The 17,245-nt window shown below is 54.6% G+C and carries 13 protein-coding genes; 6 read left to right on the top strand and 7 right to left on the bottom strand.

All coding sequences use genetic code 11. From position 1 onward, the window contains the following. Positions 1 to 205: 205 nt before the first annotated feature. Complete coding sequence (locus A3841_RS18780) at positions 206 to 2,632, bottom strand: ABC transporter permease (protein ID WP_073854771.1); 2,427 nt, start codon at positions 2,630 to 2,632, stop codon at positions 206 to 208. Between the two features lie 277 nt (positions 2,633 to 2,909). On the opposite strand from A3841_RS18780, the gene A3841_RS18785 reads away from it, so the two are divergent. From A3841_RS18785 to A3841_RS18795, 3 genes are all read left to right on the top strand, one after another. Then, positions 2,910 to 4,265 (top strand): sigma-54-dependent transcriptional regulator, encoded by a 1,356-nt coding sequence (locus A3841_RS18785; RefSeq protein ID WP_073854773.1) that lies wholly within the window; start codon positions 2,910 to 2,912, stop codon positions 4,263 to 4,265. Next, on the top strand, positions 4,255 to 5,613 hold the full coding sequence (locus A3841_RS18790; RefSeq protein WP_073854775.1) for a sensor histidine kinase: 1,359 nt from the start codon (positions 4,255 to 4,257) through the stop codon (positions 5,611 to 5,613). Before A3841_RS18785 ends, A3841_RS18790 begins: the two co-directional genes overlap by 11 nt. A 90-nt stretch (positions 5,614 to 5,703) precedes the next feature. Further along, on the top strand, positions 5,704 to 6,141 hold the full coding sequence (locus A3841_RS18795) for a hypothetical protein (RefSeq protein ID WP_073854777.1): 438 nt from the start codon (positions 5,704 to 5,706) through the stop codon (positions 6,139 to 6,141). Positions 6,142 to 6,292: 151 nt separating this feature from the next. On the opposite strand, the gene A3841_RS18800 is transcribed toward A3841_RS18795, so the two are convergent. After that, entirely contained in the window at positions 6,293 to 8,152 is a 1,860-nt protein-coding gene (locus tag A3841_RS18800) for a vWA domain-containing protein (protein ID WP_073854779.1), read from the bottom strand. Positions 8,153 to 8,248: 96 nt separating this feature from the next. Here A3841_RS18800 and A3841_RS18805 point away from each other — a divergent pair, with 96 nt between their 5' ends. After that, positions 8,249 to 8,848 (top strand): RNA polymerase sigma factor, encoded by a 600-nt coding sequence (locus A3841_RS18805; protein ID WP_073854781.1) that lies wholly within the window; start codon positions 8,249 to 8,251, stop codon positions 8,846 to 8,848. Next, positions 8,835 to 10,217 (top strand): TonB family protein, encoded by a 1,383-nt coding sequence (locus A3841_RS18810; protein WP_073854783.1) that lies wholly within the window; start codon positions 8,835 to 8,837, stop codon positions 10,215 to 10,217. Before A3841_RS18805 ends, A3841_RS18810 begins: the two co-directional genes overlap by 14 nt. Before the next feature lie 50 nt (positions 10,218 to 10,267). On the opposite strand, the gene A3841_RS18815 is transcribed toward A3841_RS18810, so the two are convergent. The 3 genes from A3841_RS18815 to A3841_RS18825 form a co-directional block, all read right to left on the bottom strand. Next, positions 10,268 to 10,681 (bottom strand): VOC family protein, encoded by a 414-nt coding sequence (locus A3841_RS18815; protein WP_073854785.1) that lies wholly within the window; start codon positions 10,679 to 10,681, stop codon positions 10,268 to 10,270. A gap of 2 nt (positions 10,682 to 10,683) precedes the next feature. Beyond that, positions 10,684 to 11,613: a 2-hydroxyacid dehydrogenase gene (locus A3841_RS18820; protein WP_073854995.1), complete on the bottom strand. Its 930-nt coding sequence runs from the start codon at positions 11,611 to 11,613 to the stop codon at positions 10,684 to 10,686. A 289-nt stretch (positions 11,614 to 11,902) separates the two neighbouring features. Continuing rightward, the gene (locus tag A3841_RS18825) at positions 11,903 to 12,115 is read right to left on the bottom strand and encodes a hypothetical protein (RefSeq protein ID WP_073854787.1); all 213 of its coding nucleotides are present in this window, start codon (positions 12,113 to 12,115) and stop codon (positions 11,903 to 11,905) included. A gap of 377 nt (positions 12,116 to 12,492) precedes the next feature. Here A3841_RS18825 and A3841_RS18830 point away from each other — a divergent pair, with 377 nt between their 5' ends. Next, positions 12,493 to 14,049, top strand: coding sequence for a protein adenylyltransferase SelO (locus tag A3841_RS18830; protein WP_073854789.1), 1,557 nt, complete (start codon positions 12,493 to 12,495; stop codon positions 14,047 to 14,049). Positions 14,050 to 14,919: 870 nt separating this feature from the next. Here the strand turns inward: A3841_RS18830 and ilvA are convergent. Together ilvA and ilvC are read right to left on the bottom strand one after the other, a co-directional pair. Further along, positions 14,920 to 16,188, bottom strand: a complete 1,269-nt coding sequence (gene ilvA / locus A3841_RS18835) for a threonine ammonia-lyase IlvA (RefSeq protein WP_073854791.1) — start codon at positions 16,186 to 16,188, stop codon at positions 14,920 to 14,922. 9 nt (positions 16,189 to 16,197) lie between these two features. Then, a complete protein-coding gene (gene ilvC / locus A3841_RS18840; protein WP_073854793.1) occupies positions 16,198 to 17,238 on the bottom strand; it encodes a ketol-acid reductoisomerase in 1,041 nt (346 codons plus the stop codon). Positions 17,239 to 17,245 lie beyond the last annotated feature (7 nt).

Here is a 17,245-nt window from a genome sequence, read left to right on the forward strand (position 1 = left end):
ACCTGACAAAATTTTCATTCACCCAAGCCCTGGCAGGTGCTGCCATACTCCCAACACCTGCCGTAGCTCCAGCGTCTGTTTATACTTTAGAGAACTCCGGTTTTGAGAATGGTTACAGGTTTTGTCAAGAAAGTTTTTCATCCACAAAGTATAAAAGTATACTTAACTGCCTTCCTCATCTTAGACCAGGACAGCATGAAGTGCTTTAATCAAACCTCAGGTTGGCCACCGGGTTAACGGAGGCAGCCTTTAGCGCCTGGTAACTCACCGTCAGGAAAGCCACCGCCGCCGCCGTAATTCCTGCTGCCAGAAACACCCAGACCGGAATATCGATGCGGTAGGCGAAGTTCTGCAGCCATACGTGCATGGCGTACCAAGCCAGCGGAAAGGCAATGAGCGCCGACACAACCACCAGGATCAGAAACTCTTTGGAGAGCAGGGCCACAATGGCAGCGTTTTCGGCGCCCAGCACCTTGCGGATACCGATCTCCTTTTTCCTGCGCTCGGCGGCAAAGGCGGCCAGCCCGAACAAGCCCAGGCAGGCCACAAAAATGGCGATCCCGGTAAAGATCCAGAGCAGGGTCCTAAGCTTATCTTCGGCCTGGTACATTTTCTGGAAACTCTCATCCATGAACACATATTCAATCGGGTAATCGGGCGAGAACTTGTGCCATACGTCTTTTATCTGCGCGATGGAGCCGGCCACGTCCCCGCCGTCGATCTTCACGGCCACTTTCCAGTAAGCGCCGGGGAAGATCTGCAGCACGGTCGGCTCCACTTTTTCGTAGAGGCTCTTGAAGTGAAAGTCTTTTACCACGCCGATGACCTTACCCTCCTTCAGCGAGTCCGGATTTTCATCGCTCCAAACTTGCCAGCGCAGCGGTTGCCCTAAGGCGGCCTCCGGGGTGCCAAAACCCAGCTCCCGTACCGCGGTTTCGTTGAGGAGAAAGGCGTGGTCGGCATCGGTACCGTATTGTTTCGAAAAACCTCTTCCGGCCAGCAGCTTTACATCCAGCGTATTCAGGTAGTCGTAGTCCACCATCAGTTGGGTCACGCTGTGGTTTTTCTGCTCGCCGTTATGAAGCGTGATGATTCTGTCACCGGCGGTCGCATCCCCGGGAAAACCGTAACCGATGGATACGTTTTTGACGCCCGGCACCTGCCTCAGTTCCTGTTTAAAAGTCTCATAGTTCTCGAACATCTTGTCCCCGCGCATCTGGAAAAACATGATCTGCTCTTTGCTAAACCCAAGGTCCTTGTTGTGCAGATAAGCTACCTGCTGAAAAACCACAAACGCGCTGATGATCAGGAAAATGGACAGGGCAAACTGCACCACGATCAGCCCGTGGCGCAGCCACTGTATCCTGCCTACCCGGCTATCGATCACCACGGCGCTTTTAAGCACTTTCACGGGCTGAAAGCCGGACAACACCAGCGCCGGGTAAAAGCCTGCCAGCAGGCCCACTACCAGGGTTGACAAGAGCAGCAGGAGCAGCAGCGAGGGTTGGGTAAAGATGTTGAAGGCCATCTGCTTGCCTGTGAAGGCATTGAGCGATGGCAGGAGCAGCGAGGTAAGCGCCGCCGCAAAAATAACGCTGATGAGCGTGAGCAAGAGGGTCTCGGCCAGAAACTGCACCACCAGTTGACTGCGGCTGGCACCCACGGCTTTCCGCACCCCCACCTCTTTGGCTCGTTGCGCCGACTTGGCCGTAGCCAGGTTCACGAAGTTAAAGCAGGCGATCAGAAGTATAAATATGGTAATAATGCTCAGGGCTTTTACATAGGTGATGTTGCCCCTAATAGCCTGGTCATACTTGAAATTGGCAGAGTATAAGTATACTTCATGCAAAGGCTGAAAGTAAGGTTTGTACTCAAACGGCTTGTTCTGGTCCGGGTCGATCTGCTTGCCAACGATATCCCGGAACGTTGCCTCCACCTGTTGCACGTCGGCGCCCTCGCGCAGCTTCACGTAGGTATAAAACTGCTGCCAGCCCCACATCTTCATGCGCTCGGCCGGGAGCCCAGCCGCCTCCAGAGGCAGGACAAAATTTACAGGCAGGTGAAAGCGGTTGTTGCTGTAAAACACGCCCTTCACAATAAAAGGCTGCTTATCCACACTAATCTGTTTGCCCACCGGGTCGGCGTCGCCAAAGATACGCTCCGCCATTTTATCTGAAATCACAATGGAGGACGGGTCGGCCAGGGCTTTTTCGGGGGAGCCATACTTGAAGGGAAGCTGGAAGACCTCAAAAAAGGTGGGGTCCGTAAAGGTGCGGCCTTTCTCGTAGAGGCTCTTCTCCCTTACTTCCACCAGGTTGTTGGCATCAAAGTTCAGCATGAGGATGCGCACCACCCGCTCTACCTGCGGAAAACTCTGCTCCAGCGTGGTGCCGAACATGGGGGGCACCGGCGCCACCACCGAGCCCGCCTCCTTGGCCGACATGTCGTTGTAAATGCGGTAGACCCGGTCCCCGTCCGGCAGAAAGTTGTCGTACTGCAGCTCGTCGTAGACAAACAAGCCGATCAGCAAACAAGCCGTGAGCCCGAGCGCCAGCCCGGCAATGTTGATCAGGGAAAAGGCTTTGTGCCGAACGAGGTTGCGGTAAGCGGTGAGGAGGTAGTTCCGGAGCATAGCTTTATGTAGTTAAAGGAAAATGTAGCAGCTTGGGCGACAAAAGGATGGCTCACCGAGCTGCACAGACACGGATGCACAGGAAGTGCCAAAACGAAATACCCTTACAAATCAGCTATTTACAAACCTTTTATACTTCCGCCCTGTGCAAAATCGCGCAACAAGTGTGCGAAATCGCACGCATAAAGGTTGGCCCCTGTTGCCATAGGAGCTCTGCTTGAGCGCTTTGCATCAATGGCACAATAATCGTTTCTTTAGGTCATATAAACCTACAGTTATGCAGTTAAAGAAAGCCTCGGTACTGGTTGTGGATGATGATGCAGATGTATTGACCGCTGTACGGCTGCTGCTGCGGCCACATGTAGGGGACATTGTGGTAGAGAAAAACCCTGAGACGCTCCCTGCCCTCTTGCGCCAGCAAAGCTTCGATTTGATCCTGCTGGACATGAACTTTAAAAGCGCGCTCAACACCGGTAACGAAGGCTTGTACTGGCTCCGGAAAATAAAAGAGCTAAAACCCGAGGTGGCCGTGGTGATGATCACAGCCTACGGCGACATTGACCTGGCCATCCGCTCGCTGAAAGAGGGCGCCGCCGATTTTGTGGTAAAGCCTTGGCACAACGAAAAGCTGCTGGCAATACTGACAGACGCCCTCGGGAAGAAAGGCCGCCCGGAAATAAGCCTGCCTATCGGCCCGGCGGATATACTGGGCGCTGAACTATTGGGCGAGTCGGAGGCCATGCAGGATATTTTCCTGAAGATCAAAAAAGTAGCGCCCACAGATGCCAACATCCTGATTCTGGGCGAGAACGGCACGGGCAAGGAGTTGGTGGCCAAGGCCATCCATGAGTACTCCCTCCGGGCAGCGAAGCCTTTTGTAAAAGTGGATGTGGGCGCCTTGACCGAGTCGCTGTTTGAAAGCGAGCTGTTCGGGCACAAGAAAGGCGCTTTTACCGACGCCCGCGAAGACCGCCCCGGCCGCTTTGAGGCGGCAACCGGTGGCACGATCTTTCTGGACGAGATCGGCAACATTTCGCTGCACCAGCAAGCCAAATTGCTTAGCGTACTGCAGAACCGGCAGGTTATCCGCCTGGGCACCAACGAACCCATCCCTATCGATGTGCGCCTGCTGTGCGCCACCAACGTGCCGCTGGCTCAATTGGCCAATGAATCCCGCTTCCGCAAAGACCTGATCTACCGCATTAACACCGTGGAAATTACGATCCCGCCCTTGCGCAAACGGGGCAAAGACATCCTGCTGCTGGCCCACCACTTTGCCGCCGTGTACGCCGATAAGTACCTAAAGCCGGTGCCGGAGCTGAGCAAGGCCGCCCTTGATAAATTACAGCAGTATCATTACCCGGGCAACGTGCGGGAGCTGCAATACGCCATGGAGCGGGCCGTGATCATGGCCGATGGTCCTGTGCTAGGGCCCGATGACATCCTCTTTTCCCCAATTGAGGCAGCACCCGTGGAGGAAAAGCTGGCAGAGGAATCTAACCTGGAGGAGCTGGAGCGGGTGACCATCAACCGGGTGCTGCAAAAGCATGGCGGCAATCTGACCAGGGCTTCCAAAGAGCTAGGCATTACGCGCACTGCGTTGTATAGACGTTTAGGCAAGTATGGGCTTTAAGCAGATCGACTGGAGCATCACCCGGCGGGTAACCTTGCTCCTGCTCACGCTGAGCATGCCGGCAATCGTTATCCTGAACGGCTGGTCGGAGGCGCTTGTGTTTATACTTCCCATCATCGTCTACCAGGTAGTGGACCTGATCCGCTACGTTAGGAAGGCGCAGGACGAGCTGGGCCAGTTCATTGAATCGGTCCATTACCGCGACTTCTCCAGGTATTATAACGAGCAGTACCCGAACGCCAGGCTGCAACTGCTCCACAAGGGCTTTAACGAAATCAACTCCACTTTAAAAAGTATAAACAAGGAAAAGGAAAGCCAGCACCTGCACCTGCAAAAGATCATGGAGCTGGTCGATACCGGCATCCTGTCTTACGACACGGAAAGCGGCGAGGTGGTGCTGCTGAACGATTCCCTGAAAAAGCTCCTGCACCTGCCCTACATGAAAACGATCCACTACCTGGAGAAAAGGGACCAGGAGCTCTACCGCGCCGTGCAGGAGCTGTCACCCGGACGCTCCCGAATCGCCACGGCCTATACTTCCAGTTTCGAGGAGAGCACCCTGAAAGTACTGCTCTCGGCTACGGCTTTCCGCAGCGAGGACCGCACCTATAAACTGGTGGCCTTCCAGAACGTGAGCGAGGCGCTGGACGAAACAGAATCCCGGGCCTGGCAAAAGCTGCTGAACGTACTCACCCACGAGATCATGAATTCGGTGGCCCCGATCGCCTCCCTGGCCGATACCCTGAAAACACGTTTGCACGAGACAGCCGCTGCCGGCCCTTCGGCGCGTGACATGGAGGATTTTGAACTGAGCGTGAGCACCATTAAAACCCGGAGCCTGGGCCTGCTGCGCTTTGCCGAAGTATACCGCAACCTCAACCGCATCACCAGACTCAATGTGGCCGATGTTTCGGTGCAGGAAGCGTTCACAAACCTGGAGCACCTCATGCACCCTACGCTGGATCAGAAAAACATTTCGCTGGAGCTCATCCTGGAAGACCCTGGCATACGGCTGCAGGCCGATAAAAACCTGCTCGACCAGGTGCTCATCAACCTGCTGGTAAATGCCATCGAGGCGGTGAAAAACGAACCGGAACCTACCATTGTGCTGTCGGCTTATACTTCCGGGGAAAGCACGTTTGTAAAGATGGAGGACAACGGCATCGGGATGGCGCGGGAGGTGCAGGAGAAGATCTTTATTCCTTTCTTTAGCACCCGTAAGAACGGTACCGGCATCGGCCTGAGTTTGTGCAAGCAGATTCTCATGCTGCACCAGGGCTCCATCCAGGTGCAGTCGGCGGAGGGCGTGGGCACGGCTTTTTTGCTGCGCTTTCCCAAAAATCATTAGCCCGGTTTATACTTTAAAGCAGTTGGTTTATACCTGCATCGTCCTGCTTTATTAACTACCTTTGCAGCTACAAAGCACAGAAAGAAGTATATGAAGCTGATCGGAAACATCAACGACATCAAGTATAGCCGCGAGAACAAGAACCAGGACACTGCCCTGCACATCAGCAAGGTGGAGTACATCACCCATAAAAAGGACGGCCGCTTTTTCCAGCCCTTCGACCTGGAAGTGGAACTGACCGAACCGATTGTGATCACCGGCGATCGGCTGGCCCGCATTCAGAACCCGCTGCTGGAGAAAGGCGAGTATGAATTTGAGGTATATGATATAGTAGATAATGCGTATGTGCTGAACCCGGAAAAGCAGCTCTCGCTAAGTATAGAATACGACTTCGACCTGGACGTAACGATCCTGTCCTCGCTTTACTATACCGTTACCGTGTCGAACGAGGAGTTTAAGGAGCTGAAGGCCGAGCACATTAAGCAGAAAAAGCAGCAGCAAAAAGGACGCGGTAAAAAAGGCCGGTAGTTTATACTTTGTTTTACTGAAACGGCCTCTGCGTCCGCTAGAGTTTATACTTTCCAGCAGGCGCAGAGGCCGTTTTTATACTTTATACTCCAAAGCAAGGGCAGCTTATACTTAATATAAGCTGCCCTTGAAGTTTACAGGAACTGCTGTATTAACGCCGGTCGCTGAGCAGGGTCCGAGACCTGACCAGGTTCATAAACTCTGCGCGGTAGCCTTCCGCATCCTTGCCTAACGCGCTTTGCGCTAGCTCCAGCACCTGTGCATAGGTGGCATTCCCCTTAAATTCCGAATCGCGGAGCAGCATGCCGAAGGAAGCTACTGCCGCAGCAAAACGGAAATTGTCCGAGGTCTGCCTTGGCTGCACCGCGGCTTTACCGGAAACCGTGGTGGTGAGGAGCTGGCTTTTGCTGCCTTCCGGCTCTTTGTAGCGTAGCTTCAGCGTCAGGAGTTCGTCTGTGTCCGTGGCTTGTTTGTTCATCTGGGCCTGCTGGTACCTGAGTTCATCCACTGTGGCTGTTTTAGTCCCTCTGGCACTAACCGGCACTATCTCGTAGAGGGCTGTGACCGTGTGGCCGGCGCCTAGCTCTCCGGCATCCTTTTTATCATCGTTAAAATCCTCGCTCTGCAGGGTGCGGTTTTCATAACCAATCAGGCGGTAAGCTTTTACTTTGGCCGGGTTGAACTCGAGCTGCAGCTTTACATCTTTGGCGATGGTGAACAGGGTGCCGCCAAACTCGTTGATGAACACTTTTTTCGCCTCCAGGATATTGTCGATGTAGGCGTAGTTGCCATTGCCTTTGTTGGCCAACTGCTCCATGCGGGAGTCTTTTAAGTTGCCGGTTCCGAAGCCCAGCACGGTCAGAAAGATGCCGGATTCGCGCTTCTCCTCGATCAGCCGGTTCAAGGCTCCATCGCTACTCACGCCCACGTTAAAATCGCCGTCGGTGGCCAGGATCACCCGGTTGTTGCCTCCTTTCAGGAACTGCTCCTGCGCTACCTGGTAGGCCAGGTTAATTCCTGCGCCTCCGGCCGTAGAGCCCCCGGCTTCCAGCTTATCCAGGGCCTGCCATATCTTCTCTTTCTGGTTTCCGGACGTAGAGGGCAGCACCAATCCGGCGGCACCGGCGTACACCACAATAGCGACCTTATCCTGCGGGCGCAGCTGGTCCACGAGCAGGTTGAGCCCGGACTTGAGCAGCGGCAGTTTGTCTGGCGAGGCCATGGAACCCGACACATCCAGCAGAAACACCAGGTTGGAAGGCGGCAGGTTATATGTTGCAATCTCTTTTCCCTGTAAACCGATGTGCAGCAGCTGGTTCTCTTTGTTCCAGGGACATGCAGAGAGTTCGGTGTACACGGCAAAGGGCGCCTCACCGGTCGGCTGCGGGTAGTCGTAGGTAAAGTAATTGATCATTTCCTCGATGCGCACGGCATCTACCGGCGGCTTTTGCCCTTGTTGCAGGAAGCGGCGCACGTTGCTGTAAGCGGCACGGTCCACATCGATGGAGAAGGTGGAAAGCGGCGATTTTTTGGCGTCCTGAAACCTGCTCTCCGGCAGATGGCTGTAATTCTCCGTGTTGTGCAGCACCTCCTGATCGTAGACCACATAGCTACTGGTGTGCTTCTGCACCGCTACCCCGGCCGCCACGCCTCTTAGCCGTATACTTTTACCTTTTCCATACCCGGTCACCACTACCTCTTTTAAATTATGGATGTCGACCTGAAGCTGCACATCCACCACCTGCTTTTTCCCTACCTTCACTTCCTTGGTCTGGTAGCCGATAAAGCGGAAAACAAGTATGGCCTGCTCACCGCTTACCTGCAGGCTATACTTGCCAAACTGGTCGGTGGCAACGCCCGACTCTGTTCCTTTTTCAGTGACGGTTACCCCTGGCAGCGGGGCTCCGTTGGCGGCATCGGTGACGGTACCCGTTACAGTAACGGACTGTGCCTGCGCGTGCAGCCCCAACATCAGCAGGGCCAGCACCAAGGTGTAGAGTTGTTTTTTCATGGCTTTGTGTTTTGTTTCCTATAGGATGCAGCCGTCACAGCTTTTCCATAAGCCGGTCTGAAAAAAATTTAGTTTCTTTAGGAAACGATCCTCCTGATGCTGCCCTTTTTCCTCAAGCTGTTCACCAACGCCAAGTCGCCTTCCCCGGATGCGGAATTGCTGCGCCTGTACCGGCAGAGCGGGGACCTGGAACATTTGGGCGAGCTATTTCAACGCCACTCGGAGCTGGTGTACCTGGTTTGCCTCAAGTACCTGAAGGACGAGGAGGAGAGCAAGGACGCCACGATGCAGCTGTTCGAACACCTGGCAACCGCTTTGCTGCAGCACGAGGTAAGTAATTTTAAAAGCTGGCTCTACACCACCACCAAACACCACTGCCTGATGAAGCTGCGGGCGCAAAAAGGGGCAACAGGCACGTACCAGGGAGATACCTGGCTCCCGCTTATGGAAAACTACGAGCCGCTGCATCTTACAGAGGCAGAGCAGACCGAGGAGACCGAGCAGCTTTTGCGGAAGGCCCTGCAGCAACTTCCGGTGGAACAGGGTACCTGCATCGAGCTGTTTTACCTGCAGCAGAAGAGCTATGCCGAGATTGCCGACTTGACGGGCTTTGAACTGTCTAAAGTGAAAAGCTACATCCAGAACGGAAAACGCAACCTTAAACTTTACATGGAAAAGCACCATGCTACGCGCTAAGCACCATATACTTTGGCCGGACGGCGACCACCCTTCGCTGGAGCTGCTGCGGCAGTACCAGCACGGGGACCTGCCTCCTGCCCTGCACCACCAGCTGGAGCGGCACCTGCTGGGCTGTTCCCTCTGCGCAGACGTGCTCGAAGGCATGGCCGCTGCTGACGTGAAGCAGACCAGTGTTGCCGTTGCCGATATCAACCATCGCATCAGTGCCCGGGTAAAGCAGGGGAAAAAGCGAGTATTGCCTGGGTACTGGCAACGTGCTGCGGCCATACTTATACTTGCTACCTCGGCTATACTTGTGCTATACTATAACTATACTTCGCAGCAGCCGGGGCTAGAGATGGCACACCAGGAAACCGTCGTGAAGCCTTCCGCAGCGCCAGCAAGTATACCTCCCCCGCCCTCAGCAGCAGTACCCGATAGCTCTGAAGTAGCTCAGCTACCGGCGGCAAGTATAGCAGCAGTAGTTCCCGGAAGAAAGTATACTTCCCCGGTTGTAAAACAGGATAAGGAAGAAATGTATAGCCAGGAGATGCTGGCGGAAAACTCCTTGGTGAATGCGGAAGCTGAGGCTGTTGCCTTGGAAGGCAAGCCAGTTGAACCGGGGTCTTTGGCAGGTTTAAATGATGTCACAGAAAAGCATTCTACAGTACATGACACCTCTGTTGCCACTTTTCGACAAGAACGGAAGGCTGCCATGGCACTTGAACCGGAGTCTACGGATATTTCCCGGGCGCTGGCAGGCAGAGCGGCGGGAGTAACCATCAGAGGGAACAGTACTATAAAGCTTGAAAAAGCGTCCATCCAAAAGCTAATTACCGGACAGGTGCTGTCGCCGGAGGGCGAACCGCTGCCGGGCGTGGTGGTAGCGCTGAAAGACCAGAGAGCCGCGGTTACCACCGATGCTGCGGGTAAGTATAGCCTGGCCGCGCCGGCAGGGGAGCAAACCTTGCGCTTCAGTTACATTGGATACGAGACAGCAGAAAGAGCGCTGGCCGGCAAAGATACCTCTGCAGACATTACACTTGCGCCGGACCAACGCGCCCTGAGCGAGGTGGTGGTGATATCGTATGGCACTGCAGCGGCCCCGAAAACCGAACCGGCAAGGCCTACAGCAGGTATGTACAAGTATAAAAAGTACCTGCGGGAAAACAGCCGACCCGTGCCGGAGCCGGGCAAGGTAAAAATAGCTTTTACGGTGGCACCGGACGGCAGGCCGCAGCACTTGCGCGTGGTGAAAAGCCTTTGTACAGCCTGCGATGCGGAGGCGCTGCGCCTGGTGCAGGAAGGTCCCGCCTGGAAACCTGCCACACAGAATGGTCAGGCAGTACCGCAGGAGGTAAAAATTACGGTACGGTTCAAAAAATAGCCCTTATGCCTGGGCAGGCAGAAGGGCTATTTTATACTTGTGGATACCTCTTAGGAGGCAAACACCTCGTCCGGGTTTTTGAAAGCTTTAAACTCCAGCGGGTTGCCGCTCAAATCAAGCGCAAACATGGTGCGCTGCTCCCCCACCTGCCCCTCGTAGCGCGTGTGCGCCTTTACCACAAACTTTATAGCATGCTGCTGCAGTTTTTGCTGCACCTGCTCAAACTGCTCGTAGGAGAGGATACAGCCAAAGTGCGGCACAGGCACGCTCACGCCGTCCACCTTACCGCAGTAGTCTAGTTCTGGAATATTGTCCGACACATGGCCCGAAAGCTGGTGCCCAAAAAAGTCGAAGTCGATCCAGTGTTCGCTACTGCGGCCTTCCCGGCAACCCAATATGTCTACATAAAACTTGCGGGTGGATTCAATGTCTTTTATTTTAAAGGCGTAGTGAAAAGGGTTCATGCTTAGTATCCTTTGGCGCGTGAAACAAGGTTAAGGGGCTGCTGCCCGTTCTGAATGCGGTCGTAATTCTCCAAAATCTGGTCCACCGCCGACTCCGGGTTGGTAACGCTGGCAATGTGCGGCGTCACGTTGATTCTGGGGTGCGCCCAGAACGGATGGCTCTCCGGCAAGGGCTCCTCCCGGAACACGTCCAGGCTGGCGCCCGACAGGTGCCCGGTCTCCAGCATCTCCAGCAGGTCCTCTTCCACCAGATGCTCGCCCCGGGCCACGTTAATCAGGAAAGCTCCTTTGGGCAGTTTCAGGAAAGTTTCCTTGTTCAGGATGTCGGTTGTATCCGGGGTAAGCGGAAGCAGGCAGATGAGAATATCAGCGGTGGCCAGAAAAGCATCGAACTCCCCTTGGCCGGCATATACGCCTACCCCTTCCAGTTGCTTGGCTGAGCTTGCCCAGCCGGTAACCCTGAGCCCGATACTGCTCAGGCGGCGGGCTACCTCGCTGCCGAGCGTGCCGATGCCCATCACGCCCACGGTTACCTCTGCGTTGCGTTTATACCTGAGCGGCTTCCAGGTTTGGGTTTCTTCGGCGGCCTTGTAGTGGTGCAGGTCCCGCAGGTGGTTGAGCACCAGCGCCATGGTAAAGTTGGCCATGTCGCTGGTCAGGTTCTCGTCTTTGATGCGCGCAATCTGCACCTGCTCCGGGATGTCGGGGTCTTTGAGGATGTGGTCCACGCCGGCTCCGAGCGAGGAGATGCATTTCAGGTTCGGATACTCCCGGAACATTCCCAGCGGGTGGCCCCACGACAAAGCAAAAGTGATCTCTTCGCGCGGCTGGTCGTCCGGGAAGACGTATAATTCCAGGTCTGGTCTTTTCTTTTTAAGTGCTTTCACCCAGGGGCTCACGTCTCTTCCCTGGCTAACGATCGTAATGGACATAGGTAAGGTTAAGGTATCGGCGGCGGCCAACATCATCTGCCGCCACAGTCACTAAGTTACAATCTATACTATTAAAAACCGGCATGCGGGCCTAAAATTAAGAAGGGAGAGCCCGACCGGAAAAAAAGAGCCTGCCTTAGTGATACCTAAGGCAGGCTTTTCTCTTGTGTCCCGAACAAACATTGTACGTTACTTCGCAAAGCTTCTACAAGCTTTATTTCAGGCTTGTCACCTGTTCTGTTCCGAAACAAAAGATGTATTCTGCTTATACGCAGCACTTTACAATTTGTTATACGTTCGTATCCTGGTTGTGCTGCCTGCCCAGGTAAATGGCATAGCCAACCAGGCCGGCGGCGGCGGCGAAGAGTAAGTACTGCTGCTCCTTTACCGACAGCCCTTTGTAAAAGTCCAGTCCTTTGGTAGGTTCCTTGATGATGTCCGCCAGTTGAGAAGGGTTCTGCATAAGGCTCCGCAGCGAGGTATTTGTCAATGAGTTTTCCATGTGTTTCGTAGCTGTTTTTAATGATCTTTTAGTAGATACGTCAGCAATAGTGGATTAGATATACCTGGGGCTGCATGGGCTGGCGGTTAGTGGCCTTCTACCTGGGTGGAGGATGAACAATCCCTGGTTAATTAGGCTTGATTTATACTTGCCTCGCCGGAAGATGAGCAGCAGGAGCCGGAAAGTGAAAGTATAACTCAGGAACTACAGGTCGCTAAAGTATAAAATCCCCTTCGGATTACTTCGTTCCAAGTATAAACTGGTACTTCCGGAAGTAAGATTCGGGAAACTCACCAACTAATTACGCCTTATACTTGTTACCTTGAGTGCCCCCGCAAGTATACCCGGGCCGAACATCAACTATAAACCCGCTACCTATGAAGAGCCTTCGCTCCGACAACTATAAAAAAGAATTTGTAACTGCTTTCTCCGGCGACGAGACCGGCGACCTGACGCCGCGCCAAACACCGGGTGTGCTGTACAGCAAAGCCATCCCCACCCCTGTGGAGCAGGTAACCCTGCTGGCCTGGTCGGAGGAGTTGGCAGCTGAACTGGGCATCCAAAAACCGGAAGCGCAACAGGAGCTCGATATACTGGGTGGAAATTATGTGGCCCCTGCCATGTATCCCTACGCCGCCTGCTATGCCGGGCACCAGTTCGGCAGCTGGGCCGGGCAACTGGGCGATGGCCGCGCCATTACCCTGGGCGAGTGGCAAACACCCGACGGAAAAACCATGGAGTTGCAGCTGAAGGGCGCCGGGCCTACCCCTTACTCCCGCCGCGCCGACGGCCGCGCTGTGCTGCGCTCCTCGGTGCGTGAATACCTAATGAGTGAGGCCATGCATTACCTCGGCATCCCGACCACGCGCGCCCTGAGCCTGGTATCCACCGGCGAGCCCGTGCTGCGCGACATGTTCTACAACGGCAACGCTGCCTATGAGCCCGGCGCCGTGGTGATGCGCGCAGCCCCGAGCTTTCTTCGCTTCGGCAACTTTGAGCTGCTCAACGCCTGTAAGGAGCACGAGCACCTGCGCCAGCTCGTGGACTGGACCATCAGCCGCTATTACCCGCACCTGGAGGGTGAAGGCAAAGTGCTTGCCTTCTTTAAGGAAGTGGTGGAGCGAACCGCCAGCCTGATGGTGGAATGGCAGCGCGTGGGTTTTGTGCACGGCGTGATGAACACCGACAACATGTCTATTCTGGGCCTGACCATAGACTATGGCCCCTACTCCTTCCTGGATGATTACGACCCGGACTTTACGCCCAACACCACCGATTTGCCCGGCCGCCGCTACGCCTTTGGCAAGCAGCCAAGTATAGCCTACTGGAACCTGGGCTGCCTGGCCGCTGCGCTGTTGCCTTTGGTGGACAAAGACCAATTGCTTCCGGCGCTGGAAAGCTATAAGGAAGTATACTGGCGCAAATACTATACTATGATGGGCAATAAGCTGGGGCTGGGTAGGTTTAAGAGCGGCGACACGGATCTGATTGCGCAGTTCGAGAAAACGCTGGCTGCCTTTAAACCTGACATGACGATCTTCTACCAACTCCTCATCGACCTGCCGTTGTACGTGGGCAGCGCTGCGGAAGCGGCCGCCTACTTCAAAGAGAGCCTGTATGAGGACCTGAACGAGGAGCAGCAGCAGGCGCTTTATACTTTAGTAACAGCTTACCTGGAGCGGCTCAACACAAACACCATTACCCGCCAGGCTTCGCAGGAGTTGATGCGTAAATCCAACCCGCGGTTTATACTTCGCAACTACCTGCTGCACCAAGCCATTGAGGGGCTGGAGAAAGGAGATCCGGCCTTGTTCGGGAAACTGCAGCAGGCACTTAAAGAGCCATACTCCAATAAGTATGATGAGTTCTTCGAAACCCGGCCGGGATGGGCTACCCAACAGGCGGGCTGCTCTATGTTGTCGTGTAGTTCGTAAGGAAAAAAGCGAAGTATAGATCTTATCCGCCCTCTCCTAAAACCAGGAGAGGGCGTTTTTACCAGAACCGGGTCCAACCACCCCTGGCCCCTCCCCCGAAACAAGTTCGGGATCCGAGACTTGGCTAAGGCGGGGAATCTGTACTTGCTGTTGCTAAAGTATAAGTTGCATTGCCGTGGCCTTCACGCGGATTTAGACAAAAGACTATTTGACAAAGAACAAAAGAGGTAGCGTATAAACCCACCCCAACCCCTCCCGAGAGGGGAATTCGGGAACGATTACATCCACCTGCCCCTCCCGAAACAAGTTCGGGATCTGCGACTTCAAAGGGGGACTTTGGTTCATGTTGCATCAGCAGGAGCTATCGAATCGGATCCCAGCCTTTGGGTTGAGCGCCTATGCGAGTTTTTCCGGTGCCGAACGATAGTGAGGCAGCCCGAGGTACGAGGGCAGGAAAAGCTCCCAGCGCGATGCCCAAAGGCGAGGCCTCCCGGCCTTGAGGGAGCCAAAGCTGGAATTGAAACAAGCGGGTTGTAAAGCCAAGAATGAACAGTGGCTAGAAAGGATAGCTTATATCAAGTGGAAGGAAGCGGGGGCTATGCAAAGTATAAAAGCACATGCCAAAGTATAAAAGTTTGACTTGTGCAAGTAAGCCAACCCAAGTATAAAGTATAGCCAAAGTATAAAACCAGGTGCCTGATAAGTATAAATCACCCAATGCTTTAACGGCAACCCGACATAGCCCCCATATCCACCAAGGCAAAAACACACGCCAGGTTGCGATTAAAGTATAAAGCCCGCTGCAGAACTTAACCTGCAGCGGGCTTTATACTTTAACCTTACTAAATAGCTATACTTTGAAAGTATAACCTACACCAATAGATTCAGGAAATCCTGCTTGCCGTTGAGGTATTCGTAGGCAAAGCCTTCCTCCACCATCCGCTGCTTGATGTGCTCCACGTCGTGGGGCTGCTTCACTTCAACGCCAATAAAAACGGGACCTTTTTCCTTGTTGTTCTTCTTGATGTACTGAAAGTGGATGATGTCGTCGCCAGGGTGCAATACTTCGTTAACGAAGGTACGCAGAGCACCGGGCTTCTGGTTAAAGGTCACCATAAAGTAGTGCTTGAGCCCCTGGTGCTGCATGGCCCGCTCCTTGATATCCTCCATGCGGGTGATGTCGTTGTTGCTACCGCTGATGACGCAGACCACGTTTTTGCCGGCAATTTTATCGGCGTAGGTCTTCAGTACTGATACCGTCAGCGTGCCCGCCGGCTCCAGCACGATTCCCTCTTCGTTGTACATTTTCAGAAGGTCTACGCACACCTGTCCTTCCGGCACCAGCACGATGTCGTCGAGCAGTTCGCGGCACAGCGCAAAGGTCAGCTCGCCGGGGCATTTCACAGCGGCTCCGTCCACAAAGCTCTCTATACTTTCCAGCGCCTGCCGCCTGTCGTTCCGGATGGAGTTGTACATGGAAGGGGCCCCCATCGGCTGCACGCCCACGATCTTGGTTTTCGGGCTCAGTTGTTTAAACACACTGGCCAGGCCCGAGGCCAGGCCGCCGCCACCGATCGGCACAAAGCAGTAATCGATTTCAAAATTGGCGTCCTGCAGCACTTCCAGCCCCACGGTAGCCTGCCCCTCTACTATGGCCATGTCATCGAAGGGATGGATAAAAGTGGCGCCGTGGCTGTCGCAGAATTCTTTTGCGGCGGCATAGGTATCGTCGTACGTATGGCCGGTGAGCACCACCTCTACTTTATCTTTTCCGAACAAGCGCACCTTTCCTACCTTCTGGGCAGGCGTGTTGGCAGGCATAAAGATGTAGCCTTTAATACCGAGCAGCTGGCAGGCATAGGCCACGCCCTGGGCATGGTTGCCGGCGCTGGAGCAGACAATCTCCCGCTCCGCCTGTTGGGCAGACAGCGTAGAAATCTTGTTGTATGCACCCCTGATTTTGTAGGAGCGCACGATCTGCAGGTCTTCGCGTTTGAGGTAAATATTGGCACCGTAAGTATGCGAAAGCCAGTGGTTCTGCAACAGGGGCGTTTTATAGATCACCCCTTTCAAATTCCTCGCTGCCTCCTCTACCTTCTCCAGGGCCACAACGGTATCTAAAGCTACATCTTTATTCATCTGCTAAGGTTATTTGGAGCGGAGCTGGCGTACCGTTGCCCCTGTTTTCCATAATTCTGATTCACGTATCTCTGCCAGTTCCGCCTCCAGTTCCTTGCGGTAGCCGGGTGTGGAGCCGCGCTGGATAGTGCGCTCAGCCTCTTTGCCCGATGCCACGCTGTCGTACAACTCATTCAGCACAGGCAGGGTAGCCTCTCTGAATTTGCCTTTCCAGTCCAGGGCGCCGCGCTGGGCCGTAACCGAGCAGTTGGCGAACATCCAGTCCATGCCGTTTTCGCCTACCAGTGGCACCAGGCTTTGGGTCAGCTCTTCTACGGTCTCGTTAAAGGCTTCGGATGGCGAGTGGCCGCGCTGGCGCAACACCTGGTACTGGGCCTCGATGATGCCGGCCAGAGCGCCCATCAGCACGCCGCGCTCGCCAGTCAGGTCACTGAATACTTCTTTGCGGAAGTCGGTCTCGAACAAGTAGCCCGATCCCACCCCAATGCCCAGGGCAATTGCCTTTTCATAGGCTTTGCCGGTTGCATCCTGGTACACGGCAAACGAAGAGTTCAGGCCACCGCCGGCCAGGAACAACCTGCGCAGGCTGGTGCCGCTGCCTTTGGGCGCTACCAGCACCACATCCACATCGGCAGGAGGCACAATGCTGGTATGTTCTTTAAAGGTGATGCCGAAGCCGTGCGAGAAGTATAAGGTTTTGCCAGCGGTCAGTCTTTCTTTCAGCGTTGGCCACACGGCAATCTGGCCGGCGTCCGACAGCAGGTTGGCGATGATGGTACCGCGCTCGGCAGCCTCCTCTATCGTGAAAAGGGTTTCGCCTTCCACCCAACCGTCGCTTTTCGCTTTCTCCCAGGAGGCCGAATCCTTGCGCTGGCCCACAATCACATTAAAGCCGTTGTCACGCAGGTTGAGCGCCTGGCCCGGGCCCTGCACGCCATAGCCGATCACGGCAATTACTTCGTCTTTCAGTACTTCTCTGGCCTGTGCCAGCGGAAATTCATCGCGGGTGATTACGGTTTCGTCTACTCCTCCAAAATTGATAGTTGCCATTTTTAAG

Source organism: Pontibacter flavimaris (genome assembly GCF_001907195.1).
Taxonomy (GTDB): Bacteria; Bacteroidota; Bacteroidia; order Cytophagales; family Hymenobacteraceae; genus Pontibacter; species Pontibacter flavimaris.